Source organism: Pedobacter nutrimenti (assembly GCF_032678445.1).
GTDB classification, from domain to species: Bacteria; Bacteroidota; Bacteroidia; order Sphingobacteriales; family Sphingobacteriaceae; genus Pedobacter; species Pedobacter nutrimenti_A.
This window is the reverse complement of sequence record NZ_JAVTSQ010000002.1, coordinates 126,316-143,985: the sequence shown is the minus strand read 5'-3', so window position 1 is coordinate 143,985 and position 17,670 is coordinate 126,316. Positions and strand designations below refer to the sequence as shown.

The window sequence follows — 17,670 nt, the reverse complement described above, 5'->3', positions numbered from 1 at the left end:
ATATCGCTTCCGGTTTTTTCATTTAGATGCCATGGATATTCAGGAGAATTTTGTTAATAAAGTTAGTGCCAGCGGGTTAATTACGATCAACCTGGAAGAATATTACAATAAAGGTGAGCGTGTAGTCTATGATATTAAAGAGAATCTCTTTCATGGATTGATGCTGCGTGAAAAGGATTTTCGCGAGTTCATAAAGAATCATGACTGGTCTCAGTATCAGGATAAAAACATAGCAGTTATTTGCTCGGCGGATGCTATCGTGCCTACCTGGGCGTATATGCTGCTGGCCAGCAAAATGAAGCCTTTTGCCAATGAGGTTGTCTTTGGGGGCTTAGATGTCCTGGAATCGGTATTGTTTGCAAAATCACTGGCCAATATAGATCTGGATTCTTTAGCTGGTGAAAGAGTTGTTGTTAAGGGTTGTGCAGACATTGATGTTCCGGTTTCGGCTTACGTGGAGTTGACCAATCTGCTGCTTCCTGTTGTGAAAAGCATTATGTATGGGGAGCCGTGTTCTACAGTTCCGATCTATAAGCGTAAGGATTAAGGATTTTGGAAGGATTCTTGCATAAATTCTGTATGAGATTTGCCTTTTTATTCTTTGTTGGAAGTTTATTAGTCAGAATACAAGTGTATGCACAGGAATTGCCTTCAAAAAAGGAACCGGTCTTTCAGGCAGGAGAGGTACTTCAGTATAAGTTAAAATATGGCTTTATTACGGCAGCCGAAGGAACACTGAAAGTTCTGAATACAGACATGAAGTTTGACAACAAGCCGGTTTATAAATTATCGGTGGATGGGGAAACGTCAGGGACCTTTGATATTTTTTATAAGATCAGGGATCATTACGATTCCTATATTGATAAGGAAACATTCACCCCTTATTTTTATCAGGAAAATATCCGCGAAGGAGGTTATAAAAGGGCAGATAAAGCAAGGTTTACACAGCACAGCAGGCAGGTTGTTTCTAACCGGGGTACATTTACCGGGCCTACGAACCAGACCTTTGATCTGGTTTCTGCGTACTATTTTGCAAGAAGTCTGGATATTGCCAATATCAAATCGGGTGACCAGTTTGCGCTGAACTATTTCCTGCAGGATGGGATTAGCCAGTTGAAAATTGAATATATCGGAAAGGAAGTGATCAAGACGAAGCTGGGTAAGATCAGATGTCTTAAATTCAGCCCTTCTATACAGCCTGGAAGGATTTTCAGGAAGGACAGCAGGCTTTACCTCTGGATTACTGATGACGGGAACCGTGTCCCGGTAAAAGCTCAGGTAGAGATACTTGTTGGTGCGGTGACTATGGAATTAAAATCAGCTACGGGGCTTAAATACCCAATGGCTAAAATTGATGAATAAGATGATAGAAGTTCAGAATACGCTCATCCATGAGGATGTGATTAGCGAAAACTTTGTGTGTAACCTCAATAAATGTAAAGGGATTTGTTGCGTGGAAGGAGATTCAGGGGCCCCACTTGAACAAGCTGAAAAAGCAGTCCTGGAAGAAATTTATCCTAAGATCAAACATTTGCTGGCACCCAAAGGAATTGCAGCAATAGAAGAATATGGTACATCTGTTGTCGATCAGGATGGAGACCTGACCACACCATGCGTGGATGGGAACAAGGAATGTGCTTACGTTACTTTTGAAAATGGCATTACCAAATGCGCCATAGAAAAAGGCTATGAAGAAGGGCTTGTCGATTGGCAAAAACCGATTTCCTGTCATTTGTACCCTATTCGAATTACGCATTATCCAGAGTTCGACGTATTGAATTATGACAGGTGGAGTATTTGTAAAGACGCTTGTACCTTTGGCCGTGAATTAAAAGTTCCGGTTTACCAGTTTTTAAAAGGGCCGCTGATCCGTAAATATGGTGCGGAATGGTATGCAGAATTGGAAAATAGCTTATAATTGCAGATAAATAATTAAATCATATAAAACTAACGGACTCCGAATTTTGAAAGGAATAATTTTAGCAGGTGGAAGTGGCACAAGGTTGCACCCTTTAACCTTAGTAATGAGTAAACAAATGATGCCGGTTTATGATAAACCGATGATCTATTATCCTTTGTCTACTTTAATGCTGGCCGGGATCAGAGAGATTCTGATCATTTCTACCCCACATGACCTTCCAAATTTCGAAAAACTCCTGGGTGATGGAAGTCGTTTGGGCTGTAAGTTTTCTTACGCGGTTCAGGCTGAGCCTAATGGTCTTGCACAGGCATTTGTGATTGGCGCTGATTTTATCGGCCAGGATAAAGTAGCACTGGTGCTCGGCGATAATATTTTCTATGGTGACGGAATGGCTAAGTTGCTTCAGGGAAGTTCAGATCCGGATGGTGGAGTGGTATTTGCCTATAGAGTCGCAGATCCGGAACGTTATGGTGTGGTGGAATTTGATGAGGAGAACAATGCGGTTTCGATTGAAGAGAAACCTGCTGCTCCTAAATCTGACTATGCTGTGCCAGGATTGTATTTCTACGACAACAGTGTGGTTGAAATTGCCAGGAACATTAAACCATCACCTCGTGGTGAGTATGAGATTACAGACGTTAACAAGGTTTACCTGGAACAAGGTAAATTGAAAGTAGGTGTACTGAGCAGGGGAACAGCATGGCTGGATACAGGAACTTTTGCTTCCTTAATGCAGGCCGGACAGTTTGTACAGGTGATCGAAGAACGTCAGGGCCTGAAGATTGGTTGTATTGAAGAGGTAGCTTACCGGATGGGCTTTATCGATAAGGAACAGTTGCACAAAGTAGCAGAGCCATTGGTGAAAAGTGGTTATGGTGCCTATTTATTAAAAGTGATCAAATAATTGATAAATGAAAGGGTATCTGTACCTGTTTCTGATCCTCGTGGCCTGCTGTTGCAGTTCCTGCTTCCAGATTGTAGAAGAAATTAACCTGTCTGACAATGGGACAGGTACAGTTAACCTTACCGTAAATCTTAGCCAGAGCAAAACCAAGGTCGCTTCGATCCTGCTTTTGGATAGTGTGAATGGCTACAAAGTTCCTTCCAAGCAAAAGATTCAAAAAGAAATGGATGAGGTTGTGGCTTATCTGAAAAATTCAAAAGGAATTACTAATGTAAGCCGGAAGCTGGACCTGGAGAATTTCATCGCGAGCGTGAGCTTCTCCTTTAATAATATTTCGAATATCAATAACATCAGCCAGAATGTGCTCAAAAAACTAAAAGTGAATGCCCTAAGTAGTTCTTCTTACAGCTTTAGCCCGGCAAATCATGTTTTTGAGCGAAATTATGCACACAATAAGGAAGCCCTGGTTCAATACAACAAACTAAAACCAGAAGTAAAAAATGTATTTAAGGAGGCTACCTATACGAGTATTTATCGTTTTGAGGTACCGGTTTCCGTTTGTACAAATCCTCTGGCAAAAGTCTCCGCAAGTAAAAAGGCGGTGATGGTTCGAACAGGGATGCTCGGACTGATCAATGGTAAAACCAATATTTCCAATAAAATTACGCTGTCAAAATAAATCTTACCTACCTATTTAAAATTTTATCATCATGAATTTTCTTACTAAATTAACGTTGACGCTCAGCGTTATTTTTCTCGTAACCGGACTTAAAGCACAAGATCTTCAACGTAAAATACCTTCAGATGCGCTCGTGGTAGCTACCCTTAAAGGGAAAAATATGCTGGAGCTCCTGTCAACAAATGAATTCAATCAGACCTTTCTTGGGAAAAAAATCCTGGATAAAGTTTCGAGATCTACCAAAAGTAAAGTAAGCCAGGTGGAAGAACTTGGTTTTAACTTATCAGCCGATTTTTACTATTACAATCAGGGCAATGACAGTGTAAGTTATCACTGCCTGCTGGCTCCGGTAAAAAATGCCGCGAAGCTGGATGAACTGTATACCAGTTCCGGATTAAAGTTCAATACTGCGGGGAACTGGAGAACCTATTATAATCAGGATTCTACAGAGCTAACGCGCTGGAATGAAAATACCCTGTATTTTGTCAAAGGCGAAGGGAAGACATCTTATCTTTACCCTGCTGCACAAACTTCCATTGGGATTACGGATACAGCTGCGGTGGCAATTGACAGCACTGTTGTTGATGCGGTTGCGGTTGCAGCAGCTCATGACACAACGGAAATACAGGAACCTGCGGTGAGGAAAACCAAAGCGACCAAAACAAAAACATCGGGAGCAAAGAAGAAAGGGAAAGTACATTCGAAAAAGCACAAAGCCAGACCAGTAAAGAAAAGACCAGTTCAGATAAAAGAGGAGGAAGCAGACCCTACTGAGGCTGTAGCAATGGCCGACAGTGTGGCTGCAGCTCCGGCCAATGAGGTGGACAATGGTTATTCCCAGCAACTGGCGCTCAAAAAAAGAACCATCGCTAAAGGTGTGCAACAAAAGGCAGATGACTTTGTCGCCAAAGGGGAATCGAACTCTATTCTGGACAACAAGGACTATGTAAAAAGCATTGACGGGCATGCCGAAATTTCTGTGTGGATTGCTGGGCTGGATAAATTGATCGGTGGCTATATGCCCTCCAACCGTTATTTTGATGGTAAAAGTATGTTCAAGGGATACGGAAGTGTGGTAGCAAAACTTTATCTGGAAGACAAAAATATAAAGATCGGCACTGCAATGCATTTTGATCAGGATATGGCCGATATCTTTAAAAAGGTCAATAAGAGAAAATTGAACAATAAGTTTCTCCAATATGTAAACGAAGATAAACTCATCGGATATATGGCCTATGCCGCTGATACGAAGGCTTATCTGGAGGCTTATCCAAAGATCATCTCCAGATTTTATGGCTCGGCTTACGGAGATGAGATTGGTATGGCCAGCGATCTTTTTTCTCTTTTGCTGGATGAAGAGGCAGTGAGTAAGGTGATCAAGGGAGATGGATTGTTTATTTTTAATGGTCTTAGTCAAAAGGAAGTTTCCTATAAGTCTTATGAATACAATGAAGAGAATTTTGAAACCAAAGAGGTGACCAAAACCAAGAAAGAGACCTTGCCGGATTTCCTGCTGATGTTCTCTTCTGAAGACCATAAGCTTATTAATAAGCTAATCGCTTACGGTGTAAAGAAGGAATTCGTAAAAAATAATCAGGGTTATTATGAGATGTCTATCCCTAAGAGTCCGATGGCACTTTTTTTTGTACTTAAAAAAGACATGATATTTTTGGGAACCAATGCTGATGAAATGGCACAGATTGCAGGAGACCGTTATGTTGCTAAAGTATCCTCCAGACATAAAAAGATGTTGAACAATGCTAATTATGCTGCCTATTTCAGTTCAAAGAAACTTGCGGGGAAGATTCCTGCTGAAGAACTTGGCAATACAGCGAAGGTAGATAAAGCAAATAAACTCTTGAATTCAATTGGAGATATCTATATGAAATCTAACCCTATTGAAGGAAATGCAATTTCGGGAGAGGTCAGCATGGATATCCCGGCCAGCCAGCCGAATGCTTTGAAATACCTTTTCTCTTTGATAGAGGAAGCAAAAAAATAGTTCATGAAGAAAATATGGACCAGATCAGCAGCGGTTATTCTGCTGCTGCTGATCGTTGTATTGGGTTACCTCCAATACAGAAAATACCAATCCCGGAAAAATCGGATCCATAACCAGGCAGCTCTCCTATTTAAGATTGATCTGGATGGCATACTGGAAAGCAACGCTTTGAGCTTTTGGAGAAATCCTCCAAAATTTCTAACCTGGGAAAACGAAGAGATATCCAGTCCCAAGGGCTTTTCTATTCCTTCCCGTCTTTTTATTTACAATGTACGTTCTAAGTCTGCAGAGACTTTCTTTTGTTCTTTACAGCTCACAGATACAGCAGCACTTAGATTGTTTCTTAAAAAGGCCATGAAGATCCATGCTTTCGAAAATATAACAGGCGGACAGGTTTTCGGTACCAGTGCAGATGGGAAATTATGCGTGGCCTATAGTGATCAGGAAATGGCATTGTCTTATTCTTTTAAAAGAGAACAGACCAGAACCATTCTTCTGGATGTACTGAATAAAAGAAACCTATTAGATGAAGGAGATCAAAGGCTACAAAGCCTCCTGAAGATAAAAGGTCATCTGGCTTATATTTTTGATGGATTTTCCGGATCGGGAGAAGTAAAGGACAATGCGATTTCGTTAGAAGGTTCTGTTCCTATAAAGGGGCTTGATGTTTCCGAACAGCCTTATGTAAGTACAGATCTGGATGCCGATGCACTGGTGAAAATATGGCTGAATGCCAAACCAGGGAATTTTCATTTGAATAAATTGTGGACAATTGGAGGGATTGAACTTTCAGCAGACAGTTTAAATAAATATTATAAGGGCTATGCAGATCTGGTAGTCAACAAATCGATCAAACAGACCGATACCCTAATTACGTATGCCTATAACGACGATTTTGAAAAGACGGAGCAAAAAGAACTCAAGGAGGTCAGGGTTCCGGATATGCGGATGACGTTGGGTACAAAAACAGGTGGTTTGCTGAATTACTTGAAAAAGCAAAAGGCTATTGAAGGGGAGAAGCTCAATAAATCATTGTTCCCTTTGTATCAGGTATTCGTTAGAAGCAATGATCAGGTACTGCAATTAAGTACCAATACATACAGCCAATTAATGGGAGGGGTAAGAAATACCCCTTATTTCTTCTCTGCGGAGGCGAATATAGATCAACTGCACAAAGACAATGTTTTTCCTTTGCTGAATTCTTATCTGGAGTTCTTTACCCATTTGACGGTGAAGATGAAGAGAGAAGATGCAAAAAAGGCCCATCTCGAAATGGAGATGAGCCTGAGTAGAAATTAGGGTCGCTTTATTTTTTATCTGCTGCCTGCATTGGGTTCAATCCGGTAGACTGTCCGCGGGCGGCAGCTGCATTTGCTTTTTGTTTGAACAATTGAAATTTAGTAGCTTGTGCCTGGCCACCCCAGGTATTGTTGCTTTCATCGATATCTGCTGTCTCCCGCATCGGATCCAGCTTTATGGAGGCAACTTCTTTATCTTCTGCATAGAATTTAGAGGCATTGTTTTCATTCAGGCGCCAGATCTGTGCAGGAATCCTGTCTATTCTTTTTGTGCCATCAGTGTAAGTAAACTCAACAATAACAGGCATCACCAAACCTCCTTTATTGCTAAAGGACAATTCATAGAAGAATTTTCCTGCATATTTGGACTTGTCGTTGCTGCTTAATTGTTCCAGAGCAGGTGTGTTGACCTGTTTGCGTTCAGTATCGTCGTATTTTTCCAGTCCTCTGTCATATTTCCAGTAAAAATCCCTGGTTTTTAGATCTTTGTCGGTATAGAAACTGATAGATTTATCTTCTTTATTTCTGATTTTGGAAATGTCTTCAAATGCATTGACAAGTGGCCGCTCTAATTTGATCATGGAAGAGGTTGCCGGGGGAACGGTGGCATTGACGTCCGCTTTTGCAAATTTTACAGAATCTAAAGAGATGTCGCAAGCATCGGTACCGTAGAACCAGCCTCTCCAGAACCAGTCGAGATCTTCGCCACTGGCATCTTCCATCGTTCTGAAAAAATCCGCAGGTGTTGGATGTTTAAAAGCCCATCTTCTGGCGTATTCTTTAAAGGCATAATCAAATAGTTCCCTGCCCATGATCGTTTCTCTCAGGATATTTAGTGCCGTTGCAGGTTTTGAATAGGCATTAGGGCCAAAGCGGACAATATTCTCCGAATTGGTCATAACAGGCTCCAGTTCGTTCTTTGGTAATTTCATGTAGTCTACAATCGTATAGGCAGGTCCTTTCTTGGTGGGGAACTTATTGTCCCAAAGTTCCTCTGTAAGGTACTCCACGAAAGAGTTTAAACCCTCATCCATCCAGGTCCACTGACGTTCATCGCTGTTCACAATCATTGGAAAGAAATTGTGCCCAACTTCATGTATAATAACGCCCAGCATTCCATTTTTAGAGGTTTCTGTATACGTACCATCCTTTTCGGTACGGCCATAATTGAAACAGATCATAGGATACTCCATACCATTGGCAGCTTCAATGCTCTGGGCAACTGGGTATGGGTATGGAATGGTAAAATGGGAATACGTTTTTATGGTATGGGCAACTGCTTTTGTAGAAAACTTCCGGTAAAGACCATAGGCTTCTTTGCCATAAAAACTCATACACATTACAGATTTGCCCTCTATAGGCTGTGCCATGGCGTCCCAGATGAATTTTCTGGAAGAAGTCCAGGCAAAATCCCGGACATCTTTTGCCTCAAAAATCCAGGCCTTGGTTTGGGTACTTTTATTTTTTTCGGCCTGCTTTGCTTCTTCAAGGGTAACGATCTCAACAGGTTCTGCAGCTGTTTTAGATTGTTTATAGCGGGACAGTTGGGCCGGTGATAATACTTTTTCGTAGTTAACACATTCTCCGGTACCGCCAAGAATATGATCTGCAGGAGCTGTAATTTGTACTTTAAAATCCCCGAAGGTTAGTGCAAATTCGCCCCGCCCGGTAAACTGATGATTTTGCCAGCCCTGAAAATCGCTGTATACGCATAAACGGGGATACCATTGGGTCATGGTAAACAAATGGTTTCCATCTTCAGGAAAGTACTCATAACCACCGCGGCCACCCATGGCGATACGGTTACCAATTTTATAACTCCAGTCTACATTGAATACAAATTGCTGACCTGAGACAAGGGGCGCTGGCATTTCTACACGCATCATGGTCTTGTTGATGGTGTATTTTAAAGGCCTTCCTTGTGCATCGGTAATCTTGCTGATCTTAACCCCATAACCATTGTCGCTTCCATCATACTGAAATTTATCCAATGCCTGTGTGGTGGTGTTTTGCGGCATCAGGCTGCTGCTTTGATATCCTGAATTGCTGAGGTTGTTGTGCTCATTCTCATCCAGTTGCAGCCAGATATAGGTCAACACATCAGGGGAATTGTTGGAATAAGTAATGGTTTCACTGCCGTTTAACTTAAGTTCCTTCTCATCAAGACTGCATTTGATGTTATAGTCTGCTTTTTGCTGCCAGTATTTTATGCCTGGGGCACCACTGGCCGTTCTTTGTTCATTCGGCGTGGTCAAAATGGTGCCTAATTGTTCAAATTTATTGCCATGATTACTTTCCGGATTGTTCCTGATGTTCTGTGCGAACACGGCTGAAGAACAAACCAGCGCCATGGAGAGGGAAAATAGAGCTTTTGTAGATTTCATTTGTAAAACTTATGCGAATTTAAATTTAAACTGTTTTTTTGTATTCTGAAAACAGGAAAGCACCATGACTATAATATTAAACCAAACGCTATTAATTTGTTACCTAATCCTGGGATTTTTGCCTGTAAAACCCGTGGAAAAAAGACACCCTCTGCATTTGAGTAGTATGGAGTTGAATTATACCGCTAAAGGTGCAACGGTAGAAATCAGCTGCAGATTGTTTACCGATGATTTGGAAAATGCCTTAGCTAAGGCATTTAAGGTCCATGCAGACCTTACTTCTTCGGCTAAACATGCAGCGATGGACGAGCTGGTTAAAAAATATGCAGCCCGGCACCTGCAGTTGAAAACGGGAGGCAAGGCGATCGGCCTGAATTATCTTGGATTTGAAAAAGATAATGAAGCCATTGTACTGTATATTGAATCTGTTCCTGTTAAAGGACTAAAAGATCTGGAGATCCTGAATACATTTATGTATGATCTTTTTGATGATCAGAGTAATATTATGCATATTACGTACAACGGAAATAGAAAAAGTACCAAACTTGACTATCCGGACAAGCTCTATAAAGTTGTATTTTGAGTTGAATAACCTATTATTCTTATGAACAAAGACCTACAAAAACTGGCAGAACTTTCTGCTGCACCATCCAGAATAATTATTGGATTGATGTCGGGGACTTCTCTTGACGGATTGGATGTCGCTTTATGTCGTTTTACAGGATCAGGCATTTCGACCAAAACAGAACTTCTGCATTTTAAAACGATCAGCTACCTTCCTGAATTTAAGGAGGAACTGAAATCAGTTTCTTTTAAAGCGCTGGTAGACCTGGAAAAAGTGACCTTGTTAAATGCTTATATCGGTACATTTCACGCTCAGCTGATTTTAGATTGTCTAAGAGACTGGAATTTTCCGGCTGCAGAAGTAGATCTGATCGCCAGCCATGGACAAACCATCTATCATGCCCCTTTTTCTAAGCATCAGCAGGAAAATTATCCGAATGCAACGCTTCAAATTGGCGACGGTGATCATATTGCTGTGAAAACGGGGATCATTACCCTCAGTGACTTTAGGCAAAAACACATTGCCGCCGGAGGGGAAGGTGCTCCGCTGGCAGTTTATGGAGATTATCTGATCTTTTCAAGTGTAGACGAGAATCGGATCTTACTCAATATAGGAGGTATTGCCAACTTTACTTATCTGCCTTCAGGCCGTCGCCCTGAACTTGTTTTTTCTACAGATGTGGGCCCGGGAAATACCCTGATGGACCAGTTTGTACAATTGCATTATCCGGGCAAGCAATATGATGAAAATGCAGCCCTGGCTTCTGCAGGGGGGTTAAACGAAGCTTTGTTAAAGGAATTGCTGAACAATGATTTCTTTGGACTGGCCTTTCCAAAAACAACGGGACCGGAACTGTTCAATCTGGATTACCTGAAAAATGCGATACATCAATCCGGTCAGGAAGGAATTTCCAATACAGATGTTCTCGCAACACTTTGCGAATTTACAGCCGTTGGAATTGTAGAGGCTATAACGCGTTCCATGGGAGGGAGAGAAGATTTCGAGATTTACCTGAGTGGGGGTGGAATGCACAATCCTTTGCTGGCGGAGAAACTGAGCTTGAAATTGAATAAAAAATTGAAGGACACTAAAGAGTTGGAAGTAGATCCGGATGCAAAAGAGGCTGTTTTGTTTGGTCTGCTGGCCAATGAATGTGTAACAGGAGGGCGGCTTGATTTTGGAAACCGCCCTGGACTGCCTTCAGTGGTGATGGGTAAGATCAGCTTACCAGCTTAGATCTTCCGGGTTTCTTGTTCGAGCCAGTTCTTTTCTTCTTCATTTAAGAAAGGGCTTATTTTCTCGAACACGAGTGCATTGTATGCATTCAGCCAGTTGATTTGGCTCTGTTCCAGTAATTCTTTTTGAACAATAGCGGTGCTGATTGGGGCAATAGTTAAAGCCTCAAAAGCGTAAAACTCATTGAATTCATTACTGATATCGCTAATGGTGTTCACCAGATTTTCTATTCGGATGCCGTGTTTTCCCGGACGGTATATGCCTGGTTCTATAGAAGTAATCATACCCAGTTCAATGGCTACCGGATTATTGGTTGGGTTAAAGACCTGGGGGCCCTCATGTACGTTTAGGAAATAACCTACGCCATGACCCGTTCCGTGACCGTAATTGATACCATGTTCCCAAATGGGTTTACGGGTAATTGCATCGATCTGGTAGCCGCAGGTTCCTTTAGGAAAGCGGGATTTGCAACCATCGATCATACCTTTAAGTACCAGGGTATAGTCCTTTTTCTCTTCGTCGGTATTCTCTCCCAAAGAAATGGTACGGGTAATGTCGGTCGTTCCGTAAAAATACTGGCCGCCTGAATCTACCAGGTATAAGCTCTCCGGTTTAAGTTCTGCATCGCTTTCAGGAGTTGCAGAATAGTGTGGCAAAGCACCGTGAGTCCTGTAGGCACTAATGGTCGTAAAACTATCGCCAACAAAACCTTCCTGTTCTTCCCGGAAGCCACGAAGTTTTGCTGCTGCTGAAAGTTCGGTAATTTTTGTTTTTCCGATCGTCTCTGTCAGCCATTTCAGAAAACGGGTAATGGCTACACCATCTTTAACCATGGCGGTACGGGTATTTGCCAGTTCTGTTTGGTTTTTAATGGCTTTAAGAAGGGTGGAGGGATTGGTCTCTTTAATGATCTTCACACTTGCAGGAATAACCTTTGTAAAGGCATAACAATTTCTTTTTGGATCGATAAAGATGCTGCTGTTTTCAGGCAAAGCGGATAAGTGCTTTTCAATGTCTGTATAGGCTAGCAACTGAACGCCGCTTTTCTGTAGTTGTTCCTTTTCTGCAGTACTGAGTTTATACTGATCTATAAACAGGAAGGCTTCTTTTTCACTGATGAGGGCAAAGCTCAGCACAACGGGGTTATAGCTTACATCCTTGCCCCGGATATTGAATAACCAGGCCAGATCATCCAGTGAGGAAACCAGGTGATAACCAGCTTGATGCTTTTGTAAGACAGCTCTAACCTCAGTCAGTTTGGAAGCTACAGACTGGCCGATGTGTTGGTCTTCAATCAAAAAAGCAGGTTCTGACGGTAGTTCAGGACGACCCTCCCAGATTGGACTCAGGTAATCTTTATGCACAATGGAGATGCCTTTTACCGCAAGGGTTTGGTTTAAAAGGTCGCCCAACAAGATGGAAAGTAGTTTTTCATCTGAGGCGACAGCGGCTCCTTTTGGTAAAGTTTCGCCAAGCCATTGAATATATTCTGGTGCGTGTTGTACTTTTTGTTTCACCAGTTCAAAACCACTGCCTTTCAATTGCTCGGTGGCTTGCTCGAAATATCGTCCGTCTGTCCATAAACCGGCGAAATCAGCAGTAATTACTAATGTGCCGGCAGAGCCCAGAAAGCCAGAGGTAAAGGGAATACATTTATAGTGTTTTGGCAGGTATTCGCTCATATGAGGATCTGCCGAAGGAATAATATAGGCCTGAACATCATCGGCCTTCATCTGTTGACGTATTGCAGTTAGTTTTTCTTGATAAGTCATTGTCAAATGTTCTATGGATTAGAATTAGGCAAACTTAAGGAATATATTTACATGAGGGGTACAAAAAAGGCCTCCTTTTCGGGGAGGCCAGTGTTGTGTTAGTTGCCAGAGTCTTTGTTGGTCTCTATGACATCTTGTATGTTTTGTGGAAGATTGTTGAGCAGGTTGTAACCTGTTGCTTTTTCAATGTCCCTGACAGTCACAATATATTTTTTCCAGTCCGGGTCTACTGCATTGTTGTTTGGAGTGTTTACGGCAATTACCCTGGTGGTGTTGGTTACACGGCTTAAGTCATTATTTCCGTTAGGAATAATCACCGCGACTTTCCATACGTTTGAAGGTACAGTGATTTTTCCATTATCAATGGTGCTGACGTTTCCATTATTCCCTGCTCCGCCTTTACCGTAATTACCCATGATAACATAAACTTCATTACCAGCGGATACCTGTCCGCGAAGGTAGCTTTCCAGGGCTTCCCAGGTACCCTGATTATTTTTTGGCGCCTGTGGAATCATATTGGACATTAAGAAAGTTGCACTATTGGCATTTAAAGAACTTGTTCTGTCTCCCGATGGACAATTGTGTCCCCGGTCAAACCCAGAATTTACGTAGCTGTTGCTTTGCACCACATAAGTACCTTCAGGTAAACCATTGAAGCCAGCAAAGTCATCCTGCCTTTTAACGGTGTTATTGGTTGTACCAGCATCTATATGCCAGCTCACCCAGTTTGGTATTGACCGGGTGCTGCTATAGGATTCGGTATAATATTTTTGATCCAGGTAAAGATTATCTGGGGTCATCATTGTTGCTTGAGACGGATTCCCAAATAGTAAATTACTGTTGTCTCCGTCTGTTGGTTGAGCATCGCTGCCAAATGTAATACCTCTTGGCGCAGTGGCTGTTCCGGGATTGGTTGGCTCAACAGGGTCTGCGTTAGGATCTGTCACAACAACGCCAGGATTTCCTATCCCTTTAAAGGTGATGTCATCTAGATTTACCCTTGCTGCATCATTTGCAGCACCCAATTTTTTGATCTGGAACCTCACCGTCTGTGGAGAAGAAAGTACAAAGGAATCTATAACCAGTGTTTTATTTGTTTCTTCTATATTCTTTCCCAATTGGGTATAAGTTGTTCCGCCATCTGTAGAGAACAATACCTGCCAGGTAGAATTGGCATCACTCCCGTATTTACCATGGCTAATATATAAAGCTCTTACTCCCTTTATATCATAAAGCATACTAAGGCTTCCAGTCTTTAATCTAATCGATCTGTTGCCATTTTTCAGATCGCCTGCAATATTTCCCACAACAGCATTATCAAAAATCCATTTTCCGGTCAGCATTTGAACGGTATCAATTTTATAAGCTGATTTAGCCGAACTTTCCAGATCTTCAGTAATAGAATAAGGTTTTTCGGGTATGTCAATCGTTTTTTTAGAACACGCAGAAAATAGAATTACTGCTGTACTCAATAGTAGAAGTTTTTTAATCATTGTCATTTTCGTTTTACCGTAATTAATCGGGGAAACGAAAGTGCGGCTTTTGGTGTTAAATAATTATTAATTTTTGTGCATTATTTCAGAAAAGTGTAACTAAACTTAATAATTGATGGAAGGTATCAAAAATTTTGCATACAAAAATGTATTGCGGTGTGCTGAGCTTAACGTGTATATCACATTAAGCTCAGCACACCGCAATGAAATTTGCTTATAAAAAGGAGAATAGATTTAGTCGAGTAAGGTCCAGCTTCTCTTGGTTTGTACCTGCTGTACCACCTGCTGCTCGGCAACAACAATATTTTCTTTGCGCTGTCCAATATATTCCAGCATGCTGAGTTTATTCCATAAAGCCACCAGAACCTTTAAAAACTCTTCAATCATGGACATAGAGGCATAAATGTTCTGATGATCATAGACCAATTCAATCGTACGGGCCAGCAATTCTTCGAAGTTTCCGGGGGTAACATCCCTCCATTCATAGAAATACTTCAGCATCTCTTCCCTTTCTTTTGATTCAATCAATTTGATTCCCGTAAAGAAAGCATGAGCGAGATTGGAGAAGTAGCCGGCAATATAGATTGGAGATTGCTGATAACCAAGATTTCTGTAGCTGAAGAAAATCTGGGCAATATAATCCAGGAGCTTTTCCGACAATAGACGGATATTTTTACCCAGCGGAGTAATGGCCTCTTTTCCTGTTGTTTTATCTACAATTTTAAAAGCAGACAATTGAAGTTCATTAATTAGGCTGCTGAACAATTCATAGTAGCGGATCAGCGAAGGATGGCTCACCATACTACTGCTTGGTGGGATATAACTGGTATTAATAGATACCCTTCCATTTTCAAGTGTGAGTTGCCCAATGGTCAGATGGTAACTGTCCAGGTTTTTGGGTGCCATTTCTGAGGCCGGCAAAATAACAATACTGTATCCTTTAGCAATATCCGGGTACCGTGGAGGGGCATCCTGTGGATCTGGATTGCCAGAAGGAACGCGCTCAAAGGGATTGACCAGTAATAAAATATTGTATTGTACTGTTTTAGAATAGTCTGAATTCTCTGCACTAAAATAATGACTATAGGAGAGTTGCTTCTCCAGTTCGGGCTGGTTGAAGATATCTATCCTGCAGCCTTCGGCCGTAATGGCATTGCAATGCCTAACCTTCACCTCAATATGATTGGTGGCCCTTTCCAGAATTTCAATGTTATGTGAGCTTTGCTGTCCTACAAATGGCGCAAGCAGCCCAAAATTAAAACCTGTTAAAAATACAGAGTTAGCATCTCTTACAAAATCCTGGTTAAACTGGTCTGTTGCCACAAAATGGCTGCTGGACAGTTTCATGCCGTCTACCCAATTGACCGGTTTATATTTTAATGGTGAAATCATAGTAGTAGATATATAGATTGTTAATTATATGAAAATGGCTTCGTCTCCAATTTTTTCGGGCCTGGAGGCATTTTCTGACACCCTTTTTGCATAGATGGTCATTTTCTCTGAGATACCATTCTTAATAATGTCGAGATCAGGATCTATGAATATGTTCTTCTTGAAGAAAGAAGTTTTGATAAAGAAGATCCAGGTATAGGCCTCATGGTCTTCACTGATATACCTTACCGGATTTTTAGGGAATTTAATATTATAATCTTCAATGAATTTATAAAACCAGGCGCCAAAAACCATATTTTCCGGAGCTTTGGCCTTCACTTTAAGTGGCTCGGGATCATTGGTGTTTTTGTAGAGTTCAAGTTCAAGCACCAGCATGCGGTCAAAATCCAGATGGTCCATATCTATATTCATTGGACTGGATGGATATTTCCAAACCTTGTAAATTTCTGTTGGAATACTGATGAGTGCCACATATGCCCACCAAAATAACAAAGGAACAATAAACGTAGCAATGCTTGTGGCTGCCCACACCCCAAAATTAATGTCGCTCAGCCAGTTGAAGGCAAGCTGGAACAGGTAAAAACTGAGTAAGCTGCTGACCAGAATGGATATCACAATGAACAATTTTCTGCTCAGTAGTTCTTCAGGATAATATTTAGTAAGCAGATACACCGCCAAACATCCTATACCCACGTAATAGATTTGACATATAATGTAACCCCACGGCATAAAGTCGAAACTTAGGAAGCCGAGCAGGCCGGGTAAGGCGAGTATTATGCCTGTGAGCAAGACAATAACAATTAATTTTTTGTTGTTTAAAAACTGATTCTTCTTATTGACAATAGAGAGCAGCGCAGTCGATACAATAAAAATAATTGGAAAAAGTAAGTACCTGATGAAGAATGATTGAACGTCCATTAAATTAACTTTGATATTTTATCTGTAGCTTAACAAATATAATACCTTAATTTTTTTTCATAAACTGGTACAATTATTAATACAATCTTTACGATTGCTGAATGCCGCAAAATGACTGCAATTTTTAGACACCTCCATCTAACTATAAAGAACAGAAAATAAATAGATGAAACAAAGACTAGAACTTAGGAATGACCTAAACACTGATTACAAAGCAACAGCTAAAGCTGCCGAATTGATAGAGACGGGTGAATTCCAGGCAGACCAGATCTCAGTTATTCCAATAGGTCCTAAAAAGCGTGCTTTTGCAAAGGAAATTAGTAATTATTCGCTCTATTATTCTGAAAGTAAAAGAAAAGACTGTCTTAACATTGAGGTGAACCGGGAAGGTTTGTATGATATGCTCCCGGAGGGACTTTTTCACCGGCCACCATCAGGTAGTACGGGCATGAGTGAAGAAGAAATGATTGCCGATGTACAGGAAAAAAGAGCAGAAGAGAAAGATGCCAGGAGATTTTTTATGCCCTTTGAGGCAGAAATCAACCATTTGAGGGTACAATTTGAATTGTATGAAAACAGGCTGGATAAAAAAACGAGCTATAGCGACCTGACCAGGATATTTGCTTCTGAATGGAAAGAATTTGAGCTCTTTGATAAAGAACAAGGCATCATATGGATGCACCTTTTGCCCATCATACATCAAAAAAGAAATAATGTAAAATTTTTGGGACAATTGTTGAATCTACTTTTCAAAATCCCGGTCAATATAGTTTACAGCACACCTTCCTTTAAACAAACGACAATAGAGGAAGGCATGCAATTTAAACTTGGGCATGGTGCTTTAGGCATAGACTCCATTATTGGCAGCAGTTTCGACTCCGATGAAGAAGAAGTGACCATCCATATTGGTCCGGCGAGTACCAGCAGGTTGGTTTATTTTATGCCAGGCACCGCATATGCTTATCTGATCAATACAGCTGTATCTTACCTGATGCCTGCTGAAACGGAAATAAAAATCAACCTCCTCGCCAGTGAAGAGCATAAATTGGGTACACTTGGCGCCGGAAGCAGTAATTCTTATCTGGGTTACACCGTATACCTTTAAT

Annotated in this window: 15 protein-coding genes; 10 read left to right on the top strand and 5 right to left on the bottom strand. The window is 41.2% G+C overall.

The annotated features are described in order from the left end of the window. Nucleotides 1–31: 31 nt before the first annotated feature. Genes R2S08_RS03350 through R2S08_RS03320 form a run of 7 tightly spaced genes read left to right on the top strand, consistent with a single transcriptional unit; the run spans nucleotide 32 to nucleotide 6,805 of the window. On the top strand, nucleotides 32–547 hold the full coding sequence (locus R2S08_RS03350; RefSeq protein WP_316833860.1) for a DUF2480 family protein: 516 nt from the start codon (nucleotides 32–34) through the stop codon (nucleotides 545–547). Between the two features lie 32 nt (nucleotides 548–579). Then, the gene (locus tag R2S08_RS03345; RefSeq protein ID WP_316833859.1) at nucleotides 580–1,362 is read left to right on the top strand and encodes a DUF3108 domain-containing protein; all 783 of its coding nucleotides are present in this window, start codon (nucleotides 580–582) and stop codon (nucleotides 1,360–1,362) included. 1 nt (nucleotide 1,363) lies between these two features. Next, nucleotides 1,364–1,918, top strand: coding sequence for a DUF3109 family protein (locus R2S08_RS03340; RefSeq protein ID WP_133779457.1), 555 nt, complete (start codon nucleotides 1,364–1,366; stop codon nucleotides 1,916–1,918). Between the two features lie 46 nt (nucleotides 1,919–1,964). Continuing rightward, nucleotides 1,965–2,825: a glucose-1-phosphate thymidylyltransferase RfbA gene (gene rfbA / locus R2S08_RS03335; protein WP_316833858.1), complete on the top strand. Its 861-nt coding sequence runs from the start codon at nucleotides 1,965–1,967 to the stop codon at nucleotides 2,823–2,825. A 7-nt stretch (nucleotides 2,826–2,832) separates the two neighbouring features. Further along, nucleotides 2,833–3,504 carry a hypothetical protein gene (locus R2S08_RS03330; RefSeq protein ID WP_316833857.1) on the top strand — a complete coding sequence of 224 codons (672 nt, stop codon included), beginning with the start codon at nucleotides 2,833–2,835 and terminating at the stop codon, nucleotides 3,502–3,504. A gap of 31 nt (nucleotides 3,505–3,535) precedes the next feature. Continuing rightward, nucleotides 3,536–5,506 (top strand): hypothetical protein, encoded by a 1,971-nt coding sequence (locus R2S08_RS03325; RefSeq protein ID WP_316833856.1) that lies wholly within the window; start codon nucleotides 3,536–3,538, stop codon nucleotides 5,504–5,506. Nucleotides 5,507–5,509: 3 nt separating this feature from the next. Continuing rightward, complete coding sequence (locus R2S08_RS03320) at nucleotides 5,510–6,805, top strand: hypothetical protein (protein WP_316833855.1); 1,296 nt, start codon at nucleotides 5,510–5,512, stop codon at nucleotides 6,803–6,805. Between the two features lie 7 nt (nucleotides 6,806–6,812). Here R2S08_RS03320 and R2S08_RS03315 read toward each other — a convergent pair whose 3' ends face one another. After that, nucleotides 6,813–9,188, bottom strand: coding sequence for a M1 family metallopeptidase (locus R2S08_RS03315; protein ID WP_316833854.1), 2,376 nt, complete (start codon nucleotides 9,186–9,188; stop codon nucleotides 6,813–6,815). A 133-nt stretch (nucleotides 9,189–9,321) separates the two neighbouring features. On the opposite strand from R2S08_RS03315, the gene R2S08_RS03310 reads away from it, so the two are divergent. Together R2S08_RS03310 and R2S08_RS03305 are read left to right on the top strand one after the other, a co-directional pair. Continuing rightward, entirely contained in the window at nucleotides 9,322–9,771 is a 450-nt protein-coding gene (locus R2S08_RS03310; protein ID WP_316833853.1) for a DUF6702 family protein, read from the top strand. A 21-nt stretch (nucleotides 9,772–9,792) separates the two neighbouring features. Further along, nucleotides 9,793–10,989: an anhydro-N-acetylmuramic acid kinase gene (locus R2S08_RS03305; protein WP_316833852.1), complete on the top strand. Its 1,197-nt coding sequence runs from the start codon at nucleotides 9,793–9,795 to the stop codon at nucleotides 10,987–10,989. On the opposite strand, the gene R2S08_RS03300 is transcribed toward R2S08_RS03305, so the two are convergent. From R2S08_RS03300 to R2S08_RS03285, 4 genes are all read right to left on the bottom strand, one after another. Further along, nucleotides 10,986–12,761 carry an aminopeptidase P family protein gene (locus R2S08_RS03300; RefSeq protein ID WP_316833851.1) on the bottom strand — a complete coding sequence of 592 codons (1,776 nt, stop codon included), beginning with the start codon at nucleotides 12,759–12,761 and terminating at the stop codon, nucleotides 10,986–10,988. The two genes, R2S08_RS03305 and R2S08_RS03300, sit on opposite strands and share 4 nt — an antisense overlap. Nucleotides 12,762–12,859: 98 nt before the next feature. Continuing rightward, nucleotides 12,860–14,254, bottom strand: coding sequence for a DNA/RNA non-specific endonuclease (locus R2S08_RS03295; protein WP_316833850.1), 1,395 nt, complete (start codon nucleotides 14,252–14,254; stop codon nucleotides 12,860–12,862). A gap of 234 nt (nucleotides 14,255–14,488) precedes the next feature. Beyond that, entirely contained in the window at nucleotides 14,489–15,646 is a 1,158-nt protein-coding gene (locus tag R2S08_RS03290; RefSeq protein ID WP_316833849.1) for a hypothetical protein, read from the bottom strand. A 24-nt stretch (nucleotides 15,647–15,670) separates the two neighbouring features. Next, complete coding sequence (locus R2S08_RS03285; RefSeq protein ID WP_316833848.1) at nucleotides 15,671–16,564, bottom strand: TssN family type VI secretion system protein; 894 nt, start codon at nucleotides 16,562–16,564, stop codon at nucleotides 15,671–15,673. Nucleotides 16,565–16,730: 166 nt separating this feature from the next. On the opposite strand from R2S08_RS03285, the gene R2S08_RS03280 reads away from it, so the two are divergent. Then, entirely contained in the window at nucleotides 16,731–17,669 is a 939-nt protein-coding gene (locus R2S08_RS03280; protein WP_133779345.1) for a type VI secretion system baseplate subunit TssG, read from the top strand. Nucleotide 17,670: the final 1 nt, after the last annotated feature.